Annotated in this window: 11 protein-coding genes; 2 read left to right on the top strand and 9 right to left on the bottom strand. The window is 62.5% G+C overall.

The genetic code is table 11. The features are described from left to right. Nucleotides 1-326: 326 nt before the first annotated feature. The 7 genes from HFK74_RS28800 to glgA form a co-directional block, all read right to left on the bottom strand. On the bottom strand, nucleotides 327-1,085 hold the full coding sequence (locus HFK74_RS28800; protein WP_180206479.1) for a PIG-L deacetylase family protein: 759 nt from the start codon (nucleotides 1,083-1,085) through the stop codon (nucleotides 327-329). Between the two features lie 188 nt (nucleotides 1,086-1,273). Next, on the bottom strand, nucleotides 1,274-3,433 hold the full coding sequence (gene glgX, locus HFK74_RS28805; protein WP_180206480.1) for a glycogen debranching protein GlgX: 2,160 nt from the start codon (nucleotides 3,431-3,433) through the stop codon (nucleotides 1,274-1,276). Nucleotides 3,434-3,550: 117 nt separating this feature from the next. Then, on the bottom strand, nucleotides 3,551-3,874 hold the full coding sequence (locus HFK74_RS28810) for a DUF2934 domain-containing protein (RefSeq protein ID WP_180206481.1): 324 nt from the start codon (nucleotides 3,872-3,874) through the stop codon (nucleotides 3,551-3,553). 21 nt (nucleotides 3,875-3,895) lie between these two features. Continuing rightward, nucleotides 3,896-6,658: a malto-oligosyltrehalose synthase gene (locus HFK74_RS28815; protein ID WP_180206482.1), complete on the bottom strand. Its 2,763-nt coding sequence runs from the start codon at nucleotides 6,656-6,658 to the stop codon at nucleotides 3,896-3,898. Continuing rightward, nucleotides 6,655-8,733 (bottom strand): 4-alpha-glucanotransferase, encoded by a 2,079-nt coding sequence (gene malQ, locus HFK74_RS28820; protein ID WP_180206483.1) that lies wholly within the window; start codon nucleotides 8,731-8,733, stop codon nucleotides 6,655-6,657. The genes HFK74_RS28815 and malQ overlap by 4 nt, the downstream gene beginning before the upstream one ends. Next, on the bottom strand, nucleotides 8,730-10,526 hold the full coding sequence (gene treZ / locus HFK74_RS28825; protein ID WP_180206484.1) for a malto-oligosyltrehalose trehalohydrolase: 1,797 nt from the start codon (nucleotides 10,524-10,526) through the stop codon (nucleotides 8,730-8,732). The genes malQ and treZ overlap by 4 nt, the downstream gene beginning before the upstream one ends. A 12-nt stretch (nucleotides 10,527-10,538) precedes the next feature. Continuing rightward, nucleotides 10,539-12,125 carry a glycogen synthase GlgA gene (glgA, locus tag HFK74_RS28830; protein ID WP_180206485.1) on the bottom strand — a complete coding sequence of 529 codons (1,587 nt, stop codon included), beginning with the start codon at nucleotides 12,123-12,125 and terminating at the stop codon, nucleotides 10,539-10,541. A 554-nt stretch (nucleotides 12,126-12,679) separates the two neighbouring features. Here glgA and HFK74_RS28835 point away from each other — a divergent pair. Both HFK74_RS28835 and nudC read left to right on the top strand, forming a co-directional pair. Next, complete coding sequence (locus HFK74_RS28835) at nucleotides 12,680-13,492, top strand: crotonase/enoyl-CoA hydratase family protein (protein ID WP_180206486.1); 813 nt, start codon at nucleotides 12,680-12,682, stop codon at nucleotides 13,490-13,492. Between the two features lie 7 nt (nucleotides 13,493-13,499). Further along, on the top strand, nucleotides 13,500-14,330 hold the full coding sequence (gene nudC / locus HFK74_RS28840) for an NAD(+) diphosphatase (RefSeq protein ID WP_180206487.1): 831 nt from the start codon (nucleotides 13,500-13,502) through the stop codon (nucleotides 14,328-14,330). Here the strand turns inward: nudC and HFK74_RS28845 are convergent. After that, nucleotides 14,298-15,077, bottom strand: coding sequence for a TSUP family transporter (locus HFK74_RS28845; RefSeq protein WP_180206488.1), 780 nt, complete (start codon nucleotides 15,075-15,077; stop codon nucleotides 14,298-14,300). The genes nudC and HFK74_RS28845 overlap by 33 nt on opposite strands. Before the next feature lie 180 nt (nucleotides 15,078-15,257). Continuing rightward, entirely contained in the window at nucleotides 15,258-16,496 is a 1,239-nt protein-coding gene (locus HFK74_RS28850) for an acyl-CoA dehydrogenase family protein (RefSeq protein WP_180206489.1), read from the bottom strand. Nucleotides 16,497-16,726: the final 230 nt, after the last annotated feature.

Consider the following 16,726-nt stretch of genomic DNA (forward strand, 5'->3'; position numbering starts at 1 on the left):
CTTTTGGTTCCTTTTTGGCGTTTGAAAAAGGGACTCGCCGTAAGGGCGAAACCCTAAGTGGCCGTTACCGCAGCAATGGATATGTACACCTGAAAAAAAATGGTCGACTGCCAGGCCGCCTTCGCGGGCAAGCCTCGCTCCTACAAGGTTTCACGCGAACCATAGAGTGGCCGTTACCGCAGCAATGGATATGTACACCTGAAAAAAATGGTCGCCTGACAGGCCGCCTTCGCAGGCAAGCCTCGCTCCTACAAGGTTTCACGCGAACCATAGGGTGCCCGTTTCCGCAGCAATGGATATGTACGCCGACAACCGCCTACGTCCTTTCAGACAAACACAATCTCATAAGGCAACCGCATCCGCTCCAGCAAAACCCGCGGTAACCGTGGCGCAATCCCGACGGCCGGCTCACCGTCGAGCTGACTGGCGTACGCATGGGTAGCGTGGCTCTTGCGCGCCACCGTCCAGGTGTCCAGGCGCACCTTGCGCGCCCGGTGCCAGGGGATCAAGGCGCTGTCCCGGGTTGGCCAGTGCCAGGCCCAGACCGGTATTTCAGTGAAGACGGCGCCGGCGATGGTGGCGGCATTGGCGCTGGCACGGCCGACGGCGCCATGGTCGCTGTTGCCATCCTCGCACCAGGTGCTGAATACCACATCGCCCGGGCGTAGATAACGGGCGATGAATTGCGTGAGCGCCTGTTCATGCTCCGCCAGGGTGTGGTCGGTGAAGCCGCCGCGTATCCATTTCAGGCTGTGCATCGGCAACCCGAGCCGGCGCAAGGCCTCGACACTTTCCTGGGAACGAAACACGCTCAGGCGTTTCTCCGACCACTGTTGCGACCCTGTATGGCTGGCGCTGCCGTCGGTGACCGAGATCAATTGCAAGGGGTGTCCCGTGGCGCTGAGCAACTGCAGCAGACCGCCGCAGGTCACCACTTCGTCGCCGGGATGGGGGGCGATGACCACGGCGCGGGCACCGGGGGGGAGGAGGGACTGGGTACCTATGACCGGGATATTGGCCAGTTGCGGGGCGCTGTTCCAGATTTGTTCTGCACAGCCGCTGTCACTGATGGACACAGATTTCATGACGTTACGTCCTTGTTCCGTTTGCCCCACTCGTGCACAACAGCAAGCGCTGTAGCAGCCGTGAGGCAGGTTGATAGCGAAGCGCGGCGCTCCGGACCCTGGACAGCCGCGCATCGAGTATTGCTCATGTATCGCTATTCGTCGCGCCGGATGTGCATGCATGGCACAAATTTTCCGACGCGTTGTTTTTACTCCTCTTCCTCGCGTTGCAGTTCGAACAGCAGCAACGAGCGCCCGGTGACCGAGTACTCGCGCCCGAAATCGAAGCGTTCCTGGCCGCGTATGGACGGTTGATTGGTGTCGATCAGGCACGTCCAGAAGCCGCCGTCGGGCACCTCCGGCAGGTGGAAGTTGACGATGTCGTGATGAGCGTTGACCACCAGCAACAACGTGGCGTCCGCGCCTTTGCGGCGAATCCCGGTTTCCTGGGCGCGCCCGTCGAGCAACATGCCCAGGCAGCGATTGTGCGCATCGTGCCAGTGCTCGGTGGTCATTTCGCTGCCATCGGGGGCCAGCCAGGTGACGTCCTTGACGCCGATGTCCTCGTTGTAGTTGCCCACCAGGAAGCGCCCGCGGCGCAGGATCGGATAGCTCAGGCGCAACTTGATCAGGCGCTTGACGAACTTGAGCAGGGCCTTGCCGTCTTCGCTCAGGTCCCAGTTGACCCAGCCGATTTCACTGTCCTGGCAATAGGCATTGTTGTTGCCTTCCTGGGTCCTTGCGAATTCATCGCCGGCCACCAGCATCGGCGTACCCTGGGCCAGGAGCAAGGTGGCAAAGAAGTTGCGCATCTGGCGATGGCGCAGGGCGTTGATCTGCGGGTCGTCGGTGGGGCCTTCGACGCCATGGTTCCATGACAGGTTGTTGTTGCTGCCGTCCTGGTTGTTCTCGTCGTTGGCTTCGTTGTGCTTGTCGTTGTACGACACCAGGTCATTGAGGGTGAAACCGTCGTGGGCGGTGATGAAATTCAGCGAGGCATAGGGCCGCCGGCCACGCTGGTTGAACATCTCGCCGGAAGCGGTCATGCGACTGGCGAAGTCCGCCAGCTGGCCGTCGTCGCCTTTCCAGAATGCGCGCACGGTGTCGCGAAACTTGTCGTTCCATTCCACCCAGCCCGGGGGAAAGCGGCCGACCTGATAACCGCCGGGTCCGCAGTCCCAAGGCTCGGAAATCAACTTGACCTGGCGCAGTACCGGGTCCTGGCGGCAGGCCACGAGGAAACTGTGGCGCTCGTCGAAACCGTCGTGATAACGCCCAAGGATTGTCGCCAGGTCGAAGCGAAAGCCGTCCACGTGCATTTCCGAGGCCCAGTAGCGCAGGGAGTCGGTGACCATCTGCAATACGCACGGGTGGCTCAGGTCCAGGGTGTTGCCGGTGCCCGAGTCGTTGATGTAGAAGCGTTTGTCCTCCGGCATCAGGCGGTAATAGGAGGCGTTGTCGATACCGCGCATGGACAGGGTCGGGCCTTGTTCGTTGCCCTCGGCGGTGTGGTTGTAGACCACGTCGAGGATCACTTCCAGGTTGGCTTCGTGCAGGTGCGCAACCATTTCCTTGAACTCGGCGATCTTGCCGCTGGCCAGGTAACGCGGGTCGGGGGCGAAGAACGCAATGCTGTTGTAGCCCCAGTAGTTGGTCATGCCCTTGTGCAGCAGGTGCTGGTCGTTGACGAAGGCGTGGATCGGCAGCAGCTCGACGGTCGATACACCCAGCTTGCGGATGTGCTCGAGCACTTCGTCGACCATCAGCCCGGCAAAGGTCCCCCGCAGGTTTTCGGGAACGGCGGGGTGACGCATGCTGAAGCCGCGCACGTGGGTTTCATAGATGATCGTCTTGTCCCATGGCACGCTGACCCGGTGATCGTGGCCCCAGGTGTGCGCCGGATCGATCACCTTGCATTTGGGCACGAAGGGCGCGCTGTCGCGCTCGTCGAAACTGAGGTCGGCGTCGGGGTGGCCAATGGTGTAGCCGAACAAGGCCTCGGACCATTTCAACTGACCGACCAGTTGTTTGGCGTAGGGGTCGATCAGCAGCTTGTTGGGGTTGAAACGATGACCGTTGGCCGGGTCATACGGGCCGTACACGCGGTAGCCGTAGATCAGCCCCGGATGGGCGTCGGGCAGGTAGCCGTGGTAAATCTCGTCGGTGTATTCCGGCAGTTCGATGCGTTCGAGTTCCACTTCTCCGGCGTCATCGAAAATGCACAGTTCGACCCGGGTGGCGTTGGCCGAGAACAGGGCGAAATTGACCCCCAGGCCATCCCAGGTTGCACCGAGCGGAAAGGGCAGTCCTTCGCGGATGCGCGACGGCTCGGCGCGGGGCGGCGGCGTTTCTTTCTTGGGACGGGTCATAAGTGCTCCAGTAACGGCAGACAGTGACGGGGCTCAGCATTTTTTCGTGGGCGAGCAGACCCCTCGGTGGCGAGCGGACTCGCCACGGCAAAACCTTCAGGGCAACGGTATAAAAGCTTAGACGGCGGGCGGTTTTCGCGCGGCGCGAGGCTTTTTCTCGGCGGCTTTTTCCCCCGGCGGTATCACCGCAGAGGCAGCCGCCGGCTTGGCTTTGGCCTTGGGTTTTGGCGCTGCGGCCTTGCCATTGAGCTTGCCGTCGCCGACTTTACTCACGGCGGGTTTGCTCGCCGCCGCTTTTGCCGGCTTTTTCGGTGCCAGGGCTTCGGCTTTAGCCAGCTTGCACGCCATCTCCCAATGCCGTGCTTCCTGGCCCTCGGGTTTGCCTTCGGATTCCCAGATCTGATAGGCAAACTCGCGGATGCGTTTGTCGTCGTTACTCATCGCATTACTCCTGAACTGAACTCAAGTGTGTGTAGCCTGGATAAAGAGATTGACCGGGAAGTCCCCCAGCGCGGAGCTGATCATCAGCTCCCTGTTTTTTGTGACTGCGACGCTGGAAAAAAGTCCCTTCAGATTTTCGTCGGCGATTGTGAACGGCAAGCTGACCCGGGTATCGCCCCACTGCGGCGCGTCCACGTGCGGCACGGCACTGTTTTCCAGCAGTGCCGAACAACGGATCGGCACGATGACGATGGCGCGAGTACCCTCCCATTCACGGACAAAACCCAGCACCTGATTGGCCTGGCTGCCGGTAATTTCGAGGGCCTGGTAAGTGCCGCGTCGAAACAGCTCGGCGTGCTCGGCACGGGTGCTTAAAGTCCGCGCAATCAAGGCTTGCTTGATGCGCCCGTCGCGCCAGTACTCCAACAAGCCAGGCACATCGAGGGGTTGCTGCAAGGCTTGTTGGCGACTGGCGTAATCCACCGGCCGGCGGTTGTCCGGATCGACCAGGGTGAAATCCCAGAAGTCGTTGCCCTGATAGAGGTCCGGCACGCCCGGTGCGGTCATGCGCAGCAAGGTTTGCGCCAAACCGTTGAGGGCGCCAGGCAAGGCAATCGTGCGGGCGACCTTGCCGAGGGCGTTGCGCAGCAGATCGCCTTCCGGGCTCAGCAGCAGGCGTCGGGCAAAGCTTTCGCTGGCTTGTTCGTACACTTCATTGGGCGTGCTCCAGCTGCTTTGCAGCTTGGCTTCGCGCAGGGCCTTGCGTTGCCATTGGTTGATGCGTTGGGCGTAGTCCTCCAGGGCTGGCGGGTCGTCGGCGCGCAGGTCCAGCGGCCAGCTGCCCAGCAGTGCCTGGTAGAGAATCAATTCATCGCCGGCCGACGGCATCTGATCGTCGTCACGCAAGGGCCGGGCGAGGGCGCGCCAGAGGCCGATCTGCTCGACGTACCATTGACTGTGTTCGCTCAAGACCGCCAGGCGCGCGCGAGTATCCTCGCCACGCTTGTGATCGTGGGTCGCGGTGGCCAGCAGATTGTCGGGAAACAGTGCCAGGCGCTGCAGGCAAGCGGCATGGAAATCGGCCACCGGGGCACTGAATTGCTCGGTGCTGAAGCCGACGTCATTGCGCGACAGCAACACCGCCGAACGATAGAACGCGGTGTCTTCCACGGCCTTTGCGGCGGCAGGGGAAGTCAGCTGTTGAAAGCGCACGCAGGCATGCTTGAGCCGTTTGCGCAGGCGGCCAGGCGGGCGTTTTCGCCAGCGCTCGCCCCCCAGCCAACCCGCCAGGTACTCGAGCACTGGCCAGTCGGCCTCGCCCAGGGTTTGCCGGGCGCCTTCCATGGCTTGCTGGAAAAACACCTCGTCCTGCGCCGAACGTCCCAGGGCGCCGATGTAGGTGCGATACACCGAGAAGTGAACGATCAACTCCTGCAGCGCGCGCCGGATCGCACCCAGCGTGAGGTCGCGGGTCATCAGGTCATCCCGGGCAACTTGCAACAAAGCCTGGGCGACACTTTCGAAATCCCCGGCCAGCGAGCCATTGAGAATTTGCTGGCGCGCCAGTTGCGCTTCCTGGCGGAAGTCGGCCGGGCGCTCGCTGTACCGGTGCCAGAGTTCGCCCAAGGTGTGTAAACCTGCGGGGTCGTGTTGCAGCAGCGATACCTGGTTCATGAATTCGTAGCCGGTGGTGCCATCCACCGACCAGTCGCGGTGCAGGGTTTCGCCTTCGCCAAGGATTTTTTCCACATAGATCGGCAGGTGCCGGCCGGGCGCCAGGCTGTCGACGCGCCGCCGCAGTTTGCGGCAGTAGCCCCGAGGGTCGGCGAGGCCGTCGATGTGGTCGATGCGCAGCCCGTCCACCAGCCCTTGCGCCACCAACTGGAAAATCTTCGCGTGAGTTGCCTCGAACACCGCGGGACGCTCGACCCGCAAACCGCCCAGCTCGTTGATATCGAAAAAACGCCGCCAATTGATGTCGTCCGCGGCGGTACGCCAACTGGCGAGGCGGTAACTCTGGCGTTCCAGCAAGTTGTGCAAGTGTTGAAAACCTTCGCCGTTCTGCGAGTCGTAGGCTTTGAGATTTTGTTCAATGGCTTGCAGCATCGCGGGATCGCTGGCCAGTTCGCGCAACTCGTCCTTCAAGGGGAGCGCCATGCTGTGGGCGTCCGACTGATAGCTCAAAGTGCTGAAGCGGTCGGCCAGTAACTTGAGCGGCTCGGCATCGGCCTTGAGCAGCTCGCCGTAATGGCTGGGGCAGATCGGAAAGTGATGATCGTAATGCTCGACATGAAACGCGCCGCGCTGGGCATTGAAACGCAGCGCCAGGGTGCCGTCCTGCAAGGCGATGCCGTAGTCGCTGCCCAGGAACGGCAACAGCAACTGGCCTTCCATCAAGGGGTCGGGCGAGTGCCACTGGATATCGAAGAACTCGCCGTACGGGCTCAGGCGTCCCCACTCCAGCAAGTCCAGCCACCAGGGGTTATCGTTACCGCCGACTGCCATGTGGTTGGAGACGATGTCGAGGATCAGCCCCATGTCCTGGCCTCGCAGCGCGCTGACCAGGCGGCGCAACGCCGGTTCACCGCCCAGCTCCGGGTTGACGGTGGTCGGGTCCACCACGTCATAGCCGTGCATGGAACCCGCGCGGGCGCTCAGCAGCGGTGAGGCGTAGACATGGCTGATGCCGAGTCGGGCGAAGTAGGGCACCAGCGGCACGGCGTCGTCGAGGGTAAAGCCTTTGTGGAATTGCAGCCGCAGCGTGGCCCGTAGCGGCGGGTTCATTGGTCACGCTCGGCCGCCTGAAGTCGCGCGCAGGCGAGCAGTTCCAGGCGTCGGGCGGCGTCCGGGCCATCGAGCAAGGCTTCGCTGTTACCGGGCAGGCGACGGGACCAGTTGGGGTGGGTATCGATGGTGCCGGGCAGGTTGGCCTGCTGCTCGATGCCCAGCGCATCTTCCAACGGCAGCAGTACCAGCGGCGCGCGGGTGTGGCCAAGGAAACGCACACTGGCGTCGAGGACCTGATCGGTTTCGTGGGACTCTTCGCGAAAGTTCTGCGGGTCCTGGCTCAAGGCCCGGCGCAGGCCCTCTCGTTCGCGCTCGCGATGCTGGCGCCACTCGATTTCAGCGCTGGCATCAACCAGGCCCAGGCGGGCGTTCCAGTCGATATCGCGGCCATGCCACCAGCCATTGAGGGTGGGCAGGTCGTGGGTACTGGTGGTGGCCAGGGCGTTGTCCGGCCAGTCGAGGATCGGTTTGAAGTGCGTGTTGTCCTGTTCGAACAGCAACACGCGCATGCCGAGGATCGAACGGGCGCTGAGTTTTTCCCGCAGACCGTCCGGCACCGTGCCCAGGTCTTCGCCGAGGACGATGGCCTGGTGGCGATGGGACTCGAGGGTCAGCAGTCGCAGCAAGTCGTCAAACGGGTAATACAAATAAGCACCATCGGCGGGCGATGCGCCATTGGGGATCACCCACAACCGTTGCAAGCCCATGACATGGTCGATCCGCAGGCCACCGGCGTGGGCGAAGTTGGCGCGCAGCATTTCGATGAACGCGCGAAAGCCGTTGCGCACCAGGCCTTCGGGGGAAAACGCGGAGATCCCCCAGCCCTGGCCGGTGCGGTTGAGAATGTCCGGTGGCGCGCCAACAGTCAGGGAGGCGAGCAATTCATCCTGGCGACTCCAGGCCTGGCTGCCGCCGCCATCGGCACCGACGGCCAGGTCGGCAATCAGGCCAATGCCCATGCCGCTGCTGCGGGCGGCCGCTTGCGCACGTTCCAGGCAACGGGCGATCAGCCACTGGCAGAAGGCGAAGAAGCCGATGCGCGTGGCGTTCTCTTCGGCGAATTCCGCCAGGGCGGCGCTGCGCGGGTTGCGCCACTGCTGCGGCCACTCACGCCAGTCGAGGCTTTCGCCCCGGGCGGCGCGGGCCTCTTGAATGGCCTCGAAGCGGCAATGGTTTTCCAGTGCTTCACCGCCGGCATGGCGAAAGCTGCTGAAGTCGGCGTGCAGCGGATGTTCGCCGTGCACGAAGCCGTCGTACAGCGCCTGTAGCAGCCGATGCTTGGCTTCGGCGGCGGCCGGCCAGTTGATCAGCGGCTGTTCTTCCAGGTGCTTGAGTTCGACGGCCAGGCCAGTGGCATCGATCGCGGTGCGCAACGCGCGCTCGCCGAGAATCGCCCCCGGCGCGCAATACAGGCTATTGAGAAACAGGCGGCTTGAAGGCGAATACGGGCTATAGCGATGGGTGTCGCTGGCAAACATGGCATGCAGTGGACTGATCGCCAGTGCGTCGGCGCCGCGTTCGCCCGCGACGCGCGCCAGGTCCTCTAGCGCCTGAGTGTCGCCAAAGCCGCCATCGCCGGCGCGGCGCAAGGCGTACAACTGCACGCTCAGGCCCCAGGCGCGCGGGATCGGGCTGTCCACCGCATCCCCCACGCTGTAGCAGCGGGCGGGCGCGACGGCCAGGGTAAAGCTTTGCCCATCGATGTTGACGTGCTGGTAACCCTCCGGGATCAGCCCCGGCAGGACGGCCTCGGCATCCAGCTTGAGGCTGAGTTGCGAGCCATCTTCCAGGTGGATCTCGCAGGGTGTCAGCGGCTCGAAAAAATGCGCCAGGTTGAGACCGACGCCAAAATCGGCGGTGATCAGTGGCGGCAGGTGCCGGGTCTGTTGTACCTGTTGCAGTTCAAGCAGGCTGGCGTCGATTTCCTGGGCGCTGCCGGCCGGGTGGCCGAGTCCGGTGAGGACGTTGCGCAGCACCGAAGGCGCGACTTTTTGCGGGCGACCATTGGCGTCGATCCAGTCGACCGCCAGGCCGGCCCGGGTGGCGAGGATTTCCAGTTGCGCATCACTCATTGGCGCTCTCCATCAAGGGGTAGCAAAGGGGCCGCGGCCGTGAGGCTGACCAGCGCGCAATACGGGGGCAAGGTGCCTTGATCCAGCTGTTGGCCAGACCCGGGCGGGTGTTCGAACAGCAAGTTGGCATCCACCTGTGAGGTGTGGCGTACCGGTGTGTCGCTGAGGTTGAGGTCGATGCGCAACTGGCTGCCATCGCCCAGGCGCCATGCCGCGCTTACCGCACCGACGCCCAGCACCTGGGCGTTGCGCGCGCGGGTGCCGGGCAAGTTCGGGATGATGTGCCGATGGCGCAGTTGCAACAGTTGGCGATAGAGCGCCTGCATCGCCGAAGGTTCGGTGACGGTGAGGGCAGGGCGTGACGCTTCGAAGGTCTGTGGCGCGTTGGGATCGGGAATCTGTTCGCGTTTATGCGGGTCGGCAAACGCGCTGAACGCGGCAAACTCATTGCGCCGTCCTTCGCGCACCAACTGGGCCAGTTCGCCGTGGTGGCTGGTGAAAAACAGGAAGGGTTGTTCGGCGGCAAACTCGTCGCCCATGAACATCAGGGGGATCATCGGCGACAGCAGCAACAGTGCCGTCGCCGCTTTCAAGGCGTCGGGGTGGGCCAGTTGATGCAGGCGCTCGCCAAAGGCGCGGTTTCCGATCTGGTCGTGATTCTGCAAAAACAGCACGAATGCGCTGGGAGGCAAATGCCCACTGGGCTCGCCGCGCGCTTCACCATGGCGATTGAGGTGGCCCTGGAACACGAAACCCTGGCTCAGGCAGCGGGCCAGTTGTTCGGTGGGATTGTTTGCATAGTCGGCGTAATAGGCATCGGTCTCGCCGGTCAGCAGCACGTGCAAGGCGTTATGGCCGTCATCGTTCCACTGCGCGTCATAGCCCTGTTCGAGCAGGCTGGCCTGGTTATGTTCGTTTTCCACCACCAGCCATACATGGCGCGACGGATCGGTCTGCTGGCGCACTCGCTGGGCCAGCTCCTGGAGAAAGTCCGGGTCTTCGATGGCATGCACCGCGTCCAGGCGCAAGCCGTCAAAGCGGTACTCCAGCAACCACATCAAGGCGTTGTCGATGAAGAAGTCGCGCACCTCGCGCCGACGAAAATCGATGGCCGCTCCCCAGGGCGTGTGTTGGTCTTCACGGAAAAAGCCCTTGGCGTAGCGATGCAGGTAATTGCCATCGGGCCCGAAGTGGTTGTAGACCACGTCGAGCATCACCGCCAGGCCGAGGCCATGGGCGGTGTCGATCAGGTGCTTGAGCTGTTCGGGCGTGCCATAGGAGGCCTGTGGTGCATAGATCAGCACCCCGTCGTAGCCCCAATTACGCTCGCCGGGAAACTGCGCGATGGGCATCAACTCGATCGCGGTGACCCCAAGCTCCACCAGGTGCGCCAGGTGTTGCTCGACGGCAAGGAAGCCGCCGAGGGCACCGACGTGCAACTCGTAGATCACAGCTGTGTTCCACGGGCGTCCCAGCCAGGTGCTGTGTCGCCATGGGTAGGCCAGCGGGTCGACCACCACACTGTGCTGGTCGATGTCCCCGGCCTGGGCGCGGGAGGCCGGGTCGGGCACCTCCAGTTCGCCATCGATGCTGTAGCGGTATCGCGTACCCGCCGGGCAGCGGGTGTTGATCACGAACCAGCCGTCGGCCTGAGGCAGCAACGGCAAGGACTGTCCATTTTCCAGTTCGACACTGACGTAGAACGCATCCGGTGCCCACAACGCGAATCGCGTGTTTTGCGGGCCCAGTTTGATTGCGCCGTGGGGCCAGGTCTCAAGGGTCCGTAACGGCATTTCGAAAGCCTCTTACTGTTTGTGCGATTTCCCCAAGGCCTTGGCCACCAGCTGTTCGTAGAGTTCGGCGTAGGGTTCGACCGCCTTGCACCAGTTGAACGGTGCCGCCATGGCACGGCAGCGCATGGCGTGCAGCAGGTCGGGGAAGGCGAAGACCTTGAACGCGCGGCTCAGGGCTTGCTGATAACTGTCCACCGTGGATTCATTGAACAGGAAGCCGGTCACGCCATCTTCAATGGTGTCCGCCAGGCCACCGGTGTTGCGCGCCACCGGCAACGAGCCGAAGCGCTGGGCGTACATCTGGCTCAGGCCGCAAGGTTCATAGCGCGACGGCATCAACAGGAAATCGCTGCCGGCAAACATCCGCCGGGCATCGGTTTCGTTGAAGCCGATGCGCACCCCGATCTGCCCGGGAAACCGCAGGGCCAGTTCGCGCATGGCTTGCTCTTCTTCCGGCTCGCCACGGCCGATGATTGCAATCTGGCCGCCGGATTTGACGATGTATTCGGAGACCGCTTCGGTCAGGTCCAGGCCTTTCTGATAAACCAGGCGCGAGACCACGGCGAACAGCGGGCCTTCGCTGTCTTGCAGGCCGAACAGCTGGCGGACATGGGCGGCGTTGACCGCCTTGCCGTCCCAGTCGCCGATTTCGAAGGGGCAAAACAGGTGTGGGTCGGTGGCTGCATCCCAGCTTTCGTCGATGCCGTTGGGAATGCCGCTGAGCAGGCCTTGCTGGGTCTTGGCGGCGAGGAAACCGTCGAGGCCGCAGCCGAAGTCCGGGGTGGTGATTTCCTGGGCGTAGGTCGCGCTGACCGTGGTGATGTGGCTCGAATAGGCCATGCCGGCCTTGAGGAACGACATCTTGCCGTAGAACTCCATGCCTTCCTGTTGCAGGGCGTGTTGCGGAATGCCCAGCTCGGGGCAAGAGCCCAGGCTCGTCACACCCTGATACGCCAGGTTGTGGATGGTGAACAGGGTCGGCGTGCGCTGCCCGCGCCAGTGCATATAGGCAGGGGCCAGGCCAGCCGGCCAGTCATGGGCGTGCACCAGGTCCGGGCACCAGTGGATTTGTGCGAGGTTGGCGGCGATATCGGCGGCCGCCAGGCCCAGGCGGGCGAAACGAATATGGTTGTCCGGCCAGTCGCGGCCGTTGTTGGCGCCATAGGGCGAACCTTCGCGCTCGTAGAGTTCAGGGCAGATCAACACATAAATGACCAGACCGTCGGGCATGTCCATGCGCCCGATCTTGCACGGCGGGAGCGCCGCGTGACCGCCGAGCTCACCGATGATGTGAATCGGGTTTTCACTGTGCATCACCTGCGGATAACCCGGGATCAGTACCCGCACATCGTGCAGATGTGCCATGGCCCGTGGCAGTGCGGCGGAAACGTCTCCCAGGCCACCGGTTTTCACCAGGTCGGCAATCTCGGAGGTGACGAACAACACTTTCTTCTTGTTGGGATTCTGACTGGCCACCGGCCCCAGGGTGCGGGTACCGCTAACGCTGATCGGTTGAGCACTGCGAGCAGTCAAGGCGCTCGATTCGCCGACCTGTTGATGAGCCAGCTCTCCCTGAACATCCAATGCCGCACTAGTCATATGAATCTCCCGTGTTGTTGATCTAATTCTTAGGTCTGGCAAACGGTGTTACTGGCCATGGGTGTGGCCACGCGCAAAAGCGCTACGCATCGGCGAGCAAGCGCTCCCCAAATGCGCTGAAGCAGAATGGGTGAATTAACCACTGCAAGGATTGCACCAGTCGCAACGCACCTTCTTTTCACTCGACCGATCCGGTGGGGCAAAAGTTCGACTTTTTTCCACTTTCTGACCGACCGGTCTCCCCCGCGAAAAATCAGTCTAGGCCAGAACTTAGAGCGGTAAAGTCCAGATGGCAAAATTGTTCGACAATCGGTCCATTTAGGTACGAACGTGCCGGATTCGGGTGCGAACGCACCGACGAAGTGCAGGTTTTTATGCATTTTGGCCCTGACATGTCACCTGGCAGTCATATAGATGTGCGTAGTGTCACGGCGCTTGCGCACTGTCATGGTGCGCTCAAAGGTCCCGCTTTTGGCCGAACCACTGCCTTACCGCCTGCCGGGCTGCCTTGTTATAGTTCGGGCTTCTTTTTTGCCCGGTAAAGGATCACTAGCATGTCTCAGTACACAGCGTTCAGCGTCGAACTGGTTGATAAAATCGCCAATGTGCAGATCAATCGCCCAGACAAGATCAACTCGATGAATGCTGCTTTCTGGACCGAGATCATCGAGATCTTCCAGTGGATCGACGACACCGATGAAGTTCGCGTGGTGGTGCTCAGTGGCGCCGGCAAGCATTTCTCTTCCGGCATCGACCTGATGATGCTGGCCGGTGTGGCCAACGAACTGGGCAAGGACGTCGGGCGCAATGCGCGCGTGCTGCGCCGCAAGATCCTGGAGCTGCAGGCTTCCTTCAATGCGGTCGACAACTGCCGCAAACCGGTGCTCGCGGCCATCCAGGGTTATTGCCTGGGCGGCGCCATCGACCTGATCGCCGCCTGTGACATGCGCTACGCCGCCGAAGACGCGCAATTCTCGATCAAGGAAATCGATATCGGCATGGCCGCCGACGTCGGCACGCTGCAACGCTTGCCGCGGATCGTCGGGGACGGCATGCTGCGCGAACTGGCTTACACTGGTCGCACTTTCGGCGCCGAAGAAGCACGAGGCATGGGCCTGGTCAATCGCGTCTACAGCGACACCGCCAGCCTGCTCGACGGCGTCATGGGCATCGCCCGCGAGATTGCGAGCAAGTCACCGATTGCCATCACTGGCACCAAGGAGATGATCAGCTACATGCGCGATCATCGCATCGACGACGGCCTGGAATACGTCGCCACCTGGAACGCCGCCATGCTGCAATCGACCGATCTGCGCGTGGCCATGGCCGCCCATATGAGCAAACAGAAACCCGAATTTCTGGATTGATTGAAAAATGACTCCACGCTGGACCACGGCAGTACTGGACACCGACCAGCCCGGCGGCTGGGCGGTAGCACGCAGCCCCGAAGGTTTTTTGTTCGATGACAACGGCGCCTTGTTCCCCCGCGAATGGCTCAAGCGCCAGGACCTGGCGATTCTCGCCGAGCACGGCATTGGCCATCTGGATGGCGAACCTGTCTATCTGTTGGAGTTGCGCGCCCACAGCGATGTGCCGGGCTGCAACTGGAAGGGCTTGCGCGCGTTCATGCTGGAGGGCGATCACACGCTTTTCAAGGTCCTGGGTTACGCCGCGCAAATCGGCACCTGGGCCCGCGAGCACCGTTTTTGCGGCAACTGCGGCCAGGCCATGACCCAGGTGCCGCGCGAGCGGGCGATGTACTGCCAGCCGTGTGATTTGCGCAGCTATCCGCGGATTTCCCCGAGCATGATCGTACTGGTGACCCGTGGTGATGAAGTGCTGCTGGCACGCTCGCCACGTTTTGTCGCCGGGGTCTACAGCACGTTGGCAGGGTTTGCCGAACCAGGCGAATCGGCGGAGGACTGCCTGATTCGCGAGGTGCGTGAAGAAGTGCAGATCGAAGTGAAGAACATCCAGTACCTGGGCAGCCAGTGCTGGCCGTTCCCGCACTCGATGATGCTCGGCTTCCATGCCGAATACGCCGGTGGCGAAATCGTCTGCCAGGAGGACGAGATCGAAGACGCCCAGTGGTTCAACGTGAACAACCTGCCGCCGTTGCCGGCCTCACGTTCGATCGCCCGTTACCTGATCGACGCCTACGTGGCGCGGCGCTTAGGCCACGCTGAACCAGTGTTGCCAGGCTAAGCGCACGGTCAGGCCCAGCACCACGGTGATGAACACCGGCCGGATGAACTTCGCGCCGCCGCTGATGGCGGTGCGAGCACCGAAGAAGGCCCCGACCATCACCGACAGGCCCATGCTCAGGCCGATGATCCAGTCCACTTGCCCGGAAAACACGAACACCGACAGCGCCGCAATGTTGCTGACGAAGTTCATGCTACGCGCCACGCCGCTGGCCTTCACCAGGTCGATCGGGTACATCAGCAGGCTGCTGACGGTCCAGAACGCACCGGTGCCGGGACCGGCCACGCCGTCGTAGAAACCGAGGCTGAAGCCCTGGGTCGATTGCCACTTTTTCCTGATGGGTGCGTCGCTGTCCAGCGGCGCTTTCGGCGTGCCACCGAACAACAGATAGAGGCCACAGGCGAACACGATCACCGGCAGCATCTTGTTCAACCACTCGGCGGGCAGGTAGTGGGCGACGATCGCACCGGTCAGCGCGCCGACCAGGGTGCCGACGATGGCGTGGGTCCACTGCCTGGGGTGGAACAACTTGCGACGGTAAAAGGTGAAGCTGGCCGTGGCCGAGCCAAAGGTCGAACTGAGTTTGTTGGTGCCCAGCACCAGGTGCGGCGGCAGGCCGGCGGTCAGCAAGGCCGGGGTGGTCAACAGACCGCCGCCACCGGCGATGGCGTCGATGAAACCGGCAATGAAAGCGACAAAGGCCAGGATGGCCAGGGTGGAGAGGTCAACGCTGAGTTCGAAAGGCATGGAATCGGCTTAATCGGCGGGGGGCAGCAAAGGGCTGCGGGGAAGGGCCGGTATCTTACCTTTATCCAACTCTTGCGGCGACCCGTCCGGCCTCATCGCGAGCAGGCTCGCTCCCACATTTGAAATGCATTCCCCTGTGGGAGCGAGCCTGCTCGCGATGACGGACTTTCATGCGCTACATCACTTGCGCTCGGGCCCATTGCCGATCTGCCACACAAACGGCGGCTCGGTCCGGTTGATCTCCCAGTCCCCGACAATCCTCGACTTGTAGATCACCGGATTGTGCGAAGACACGGTGCGCGCATTGCGCCAATGCCGATCCAGCGACTTGCCCTGGCGAATGTCCGACGCCCCCAGCCCGTTGAACAACTGCGTGGACGCGCGCTGGATCAGCTCCGTGACCACCACCTGCGCTTTCGCCGATTCGATTTCCGCGGCGACGTTTGCCACGCGCTCCCTTTCGTCATCGCCAGCGAAACGCGCCAGATAAGCCTGTTGTGCCGGCTGCGCGGCCCGTAAAGTGGCGGCCTCGGCGGCATACACCCAGGCGGCAATATCACCGACCACTTGCTGCACCTGCGCGTCCTCGCTGACGCGCTGGGCATTGCCATGGCTATAGATCCGCTGGCGTTCACGCACATGCCGGGACACATCGCGCAACGCCGCACGGCCGATCCCCGCCAGGGTGGCCAGCAACACCAGCTGATAAAACGCGGTCTGGTATTTGAAGCGCGTAGCGAAGTCGATGAGGTTTTGCGCGTCCACCTCGGCGTCGACAAAGCGTGAGGTGCCGCTGCCCGTGGTGCGCTGGCCGAACCCGTCCCAGTCGTCGCTCTGCACGATCCCGGGCTGGCGCGTGCGCACGGCGGCAATCACGTCGCCACCGGTGTCGCTGCGCTGGGCGTAGACGTCGATCCAGTCGGAAAACAGGCTGCCGGTGCTGTAGAACTTCTCGCCGTTGAGCCGCCATTGCTCGCCGTCGGGCGACACTTTGGTGATGACGTCGCCAATCGCCACGTTGCCGATTTCGGTCCAGGCGCAACCGACGATGTCACCTTCGACGAAGCGTTTGAACCAGATGTCCCGGGCCGGGCCGGGTGGCGAATTGAGGCGATCCTCGGCAAAGGCGAAGTGACCGCGCAACGCCTGGGGAATGTTCGAGTCGGCCTCGGCCAGTTCGATCAGCAGCTCAAACAACTGCGGCAGCGAGGCGCCGCCACCGCCGTATTCCACGGGCACCCGCACGGCGCCAAAGCCGGCGTCCTTGAGCCATTGGATCGGCTCATGGGGCAGGTTGCGCGACTGCTCGCGTTCGAGGGCACCTTCGGCGATTCGCTGGAAAATCGGGCGAAACCTGGCGGCCAACGTCTCGTAGTCAGTGCCAACGGACAGCGGGTTGATTACCTGGTGTTCGGTCATGGGAACAGCTCCTTGGCTGGGCAGAAAAAAAACGATGTTTGTGCAAGAGGCGATTGCACAGTCCATGCCGTAGGGAGCAGCCAGGATTTTCGGGGGCGTGTGGATTCCGATTTGGCTCGAACTGTTGCTGTACCAACAGTGCAGCAGCAAATTGCCCCGGAAACCCCCGAATTATTGTAGGAGCGAGCTTGCTCGCGAAGGGGCCATCCGATTCAACATCGATGTTGGCA

This window comes from Pseudomonas sp. SbOxS1, from assembly GCF_013416725.1.
Taxonomy (GTDB): Bacteria; Pseudomonadota; Gammaproteobacteria; order Pseudomonadales; family Pseudomonadaceae; genus Aquipseudomonas.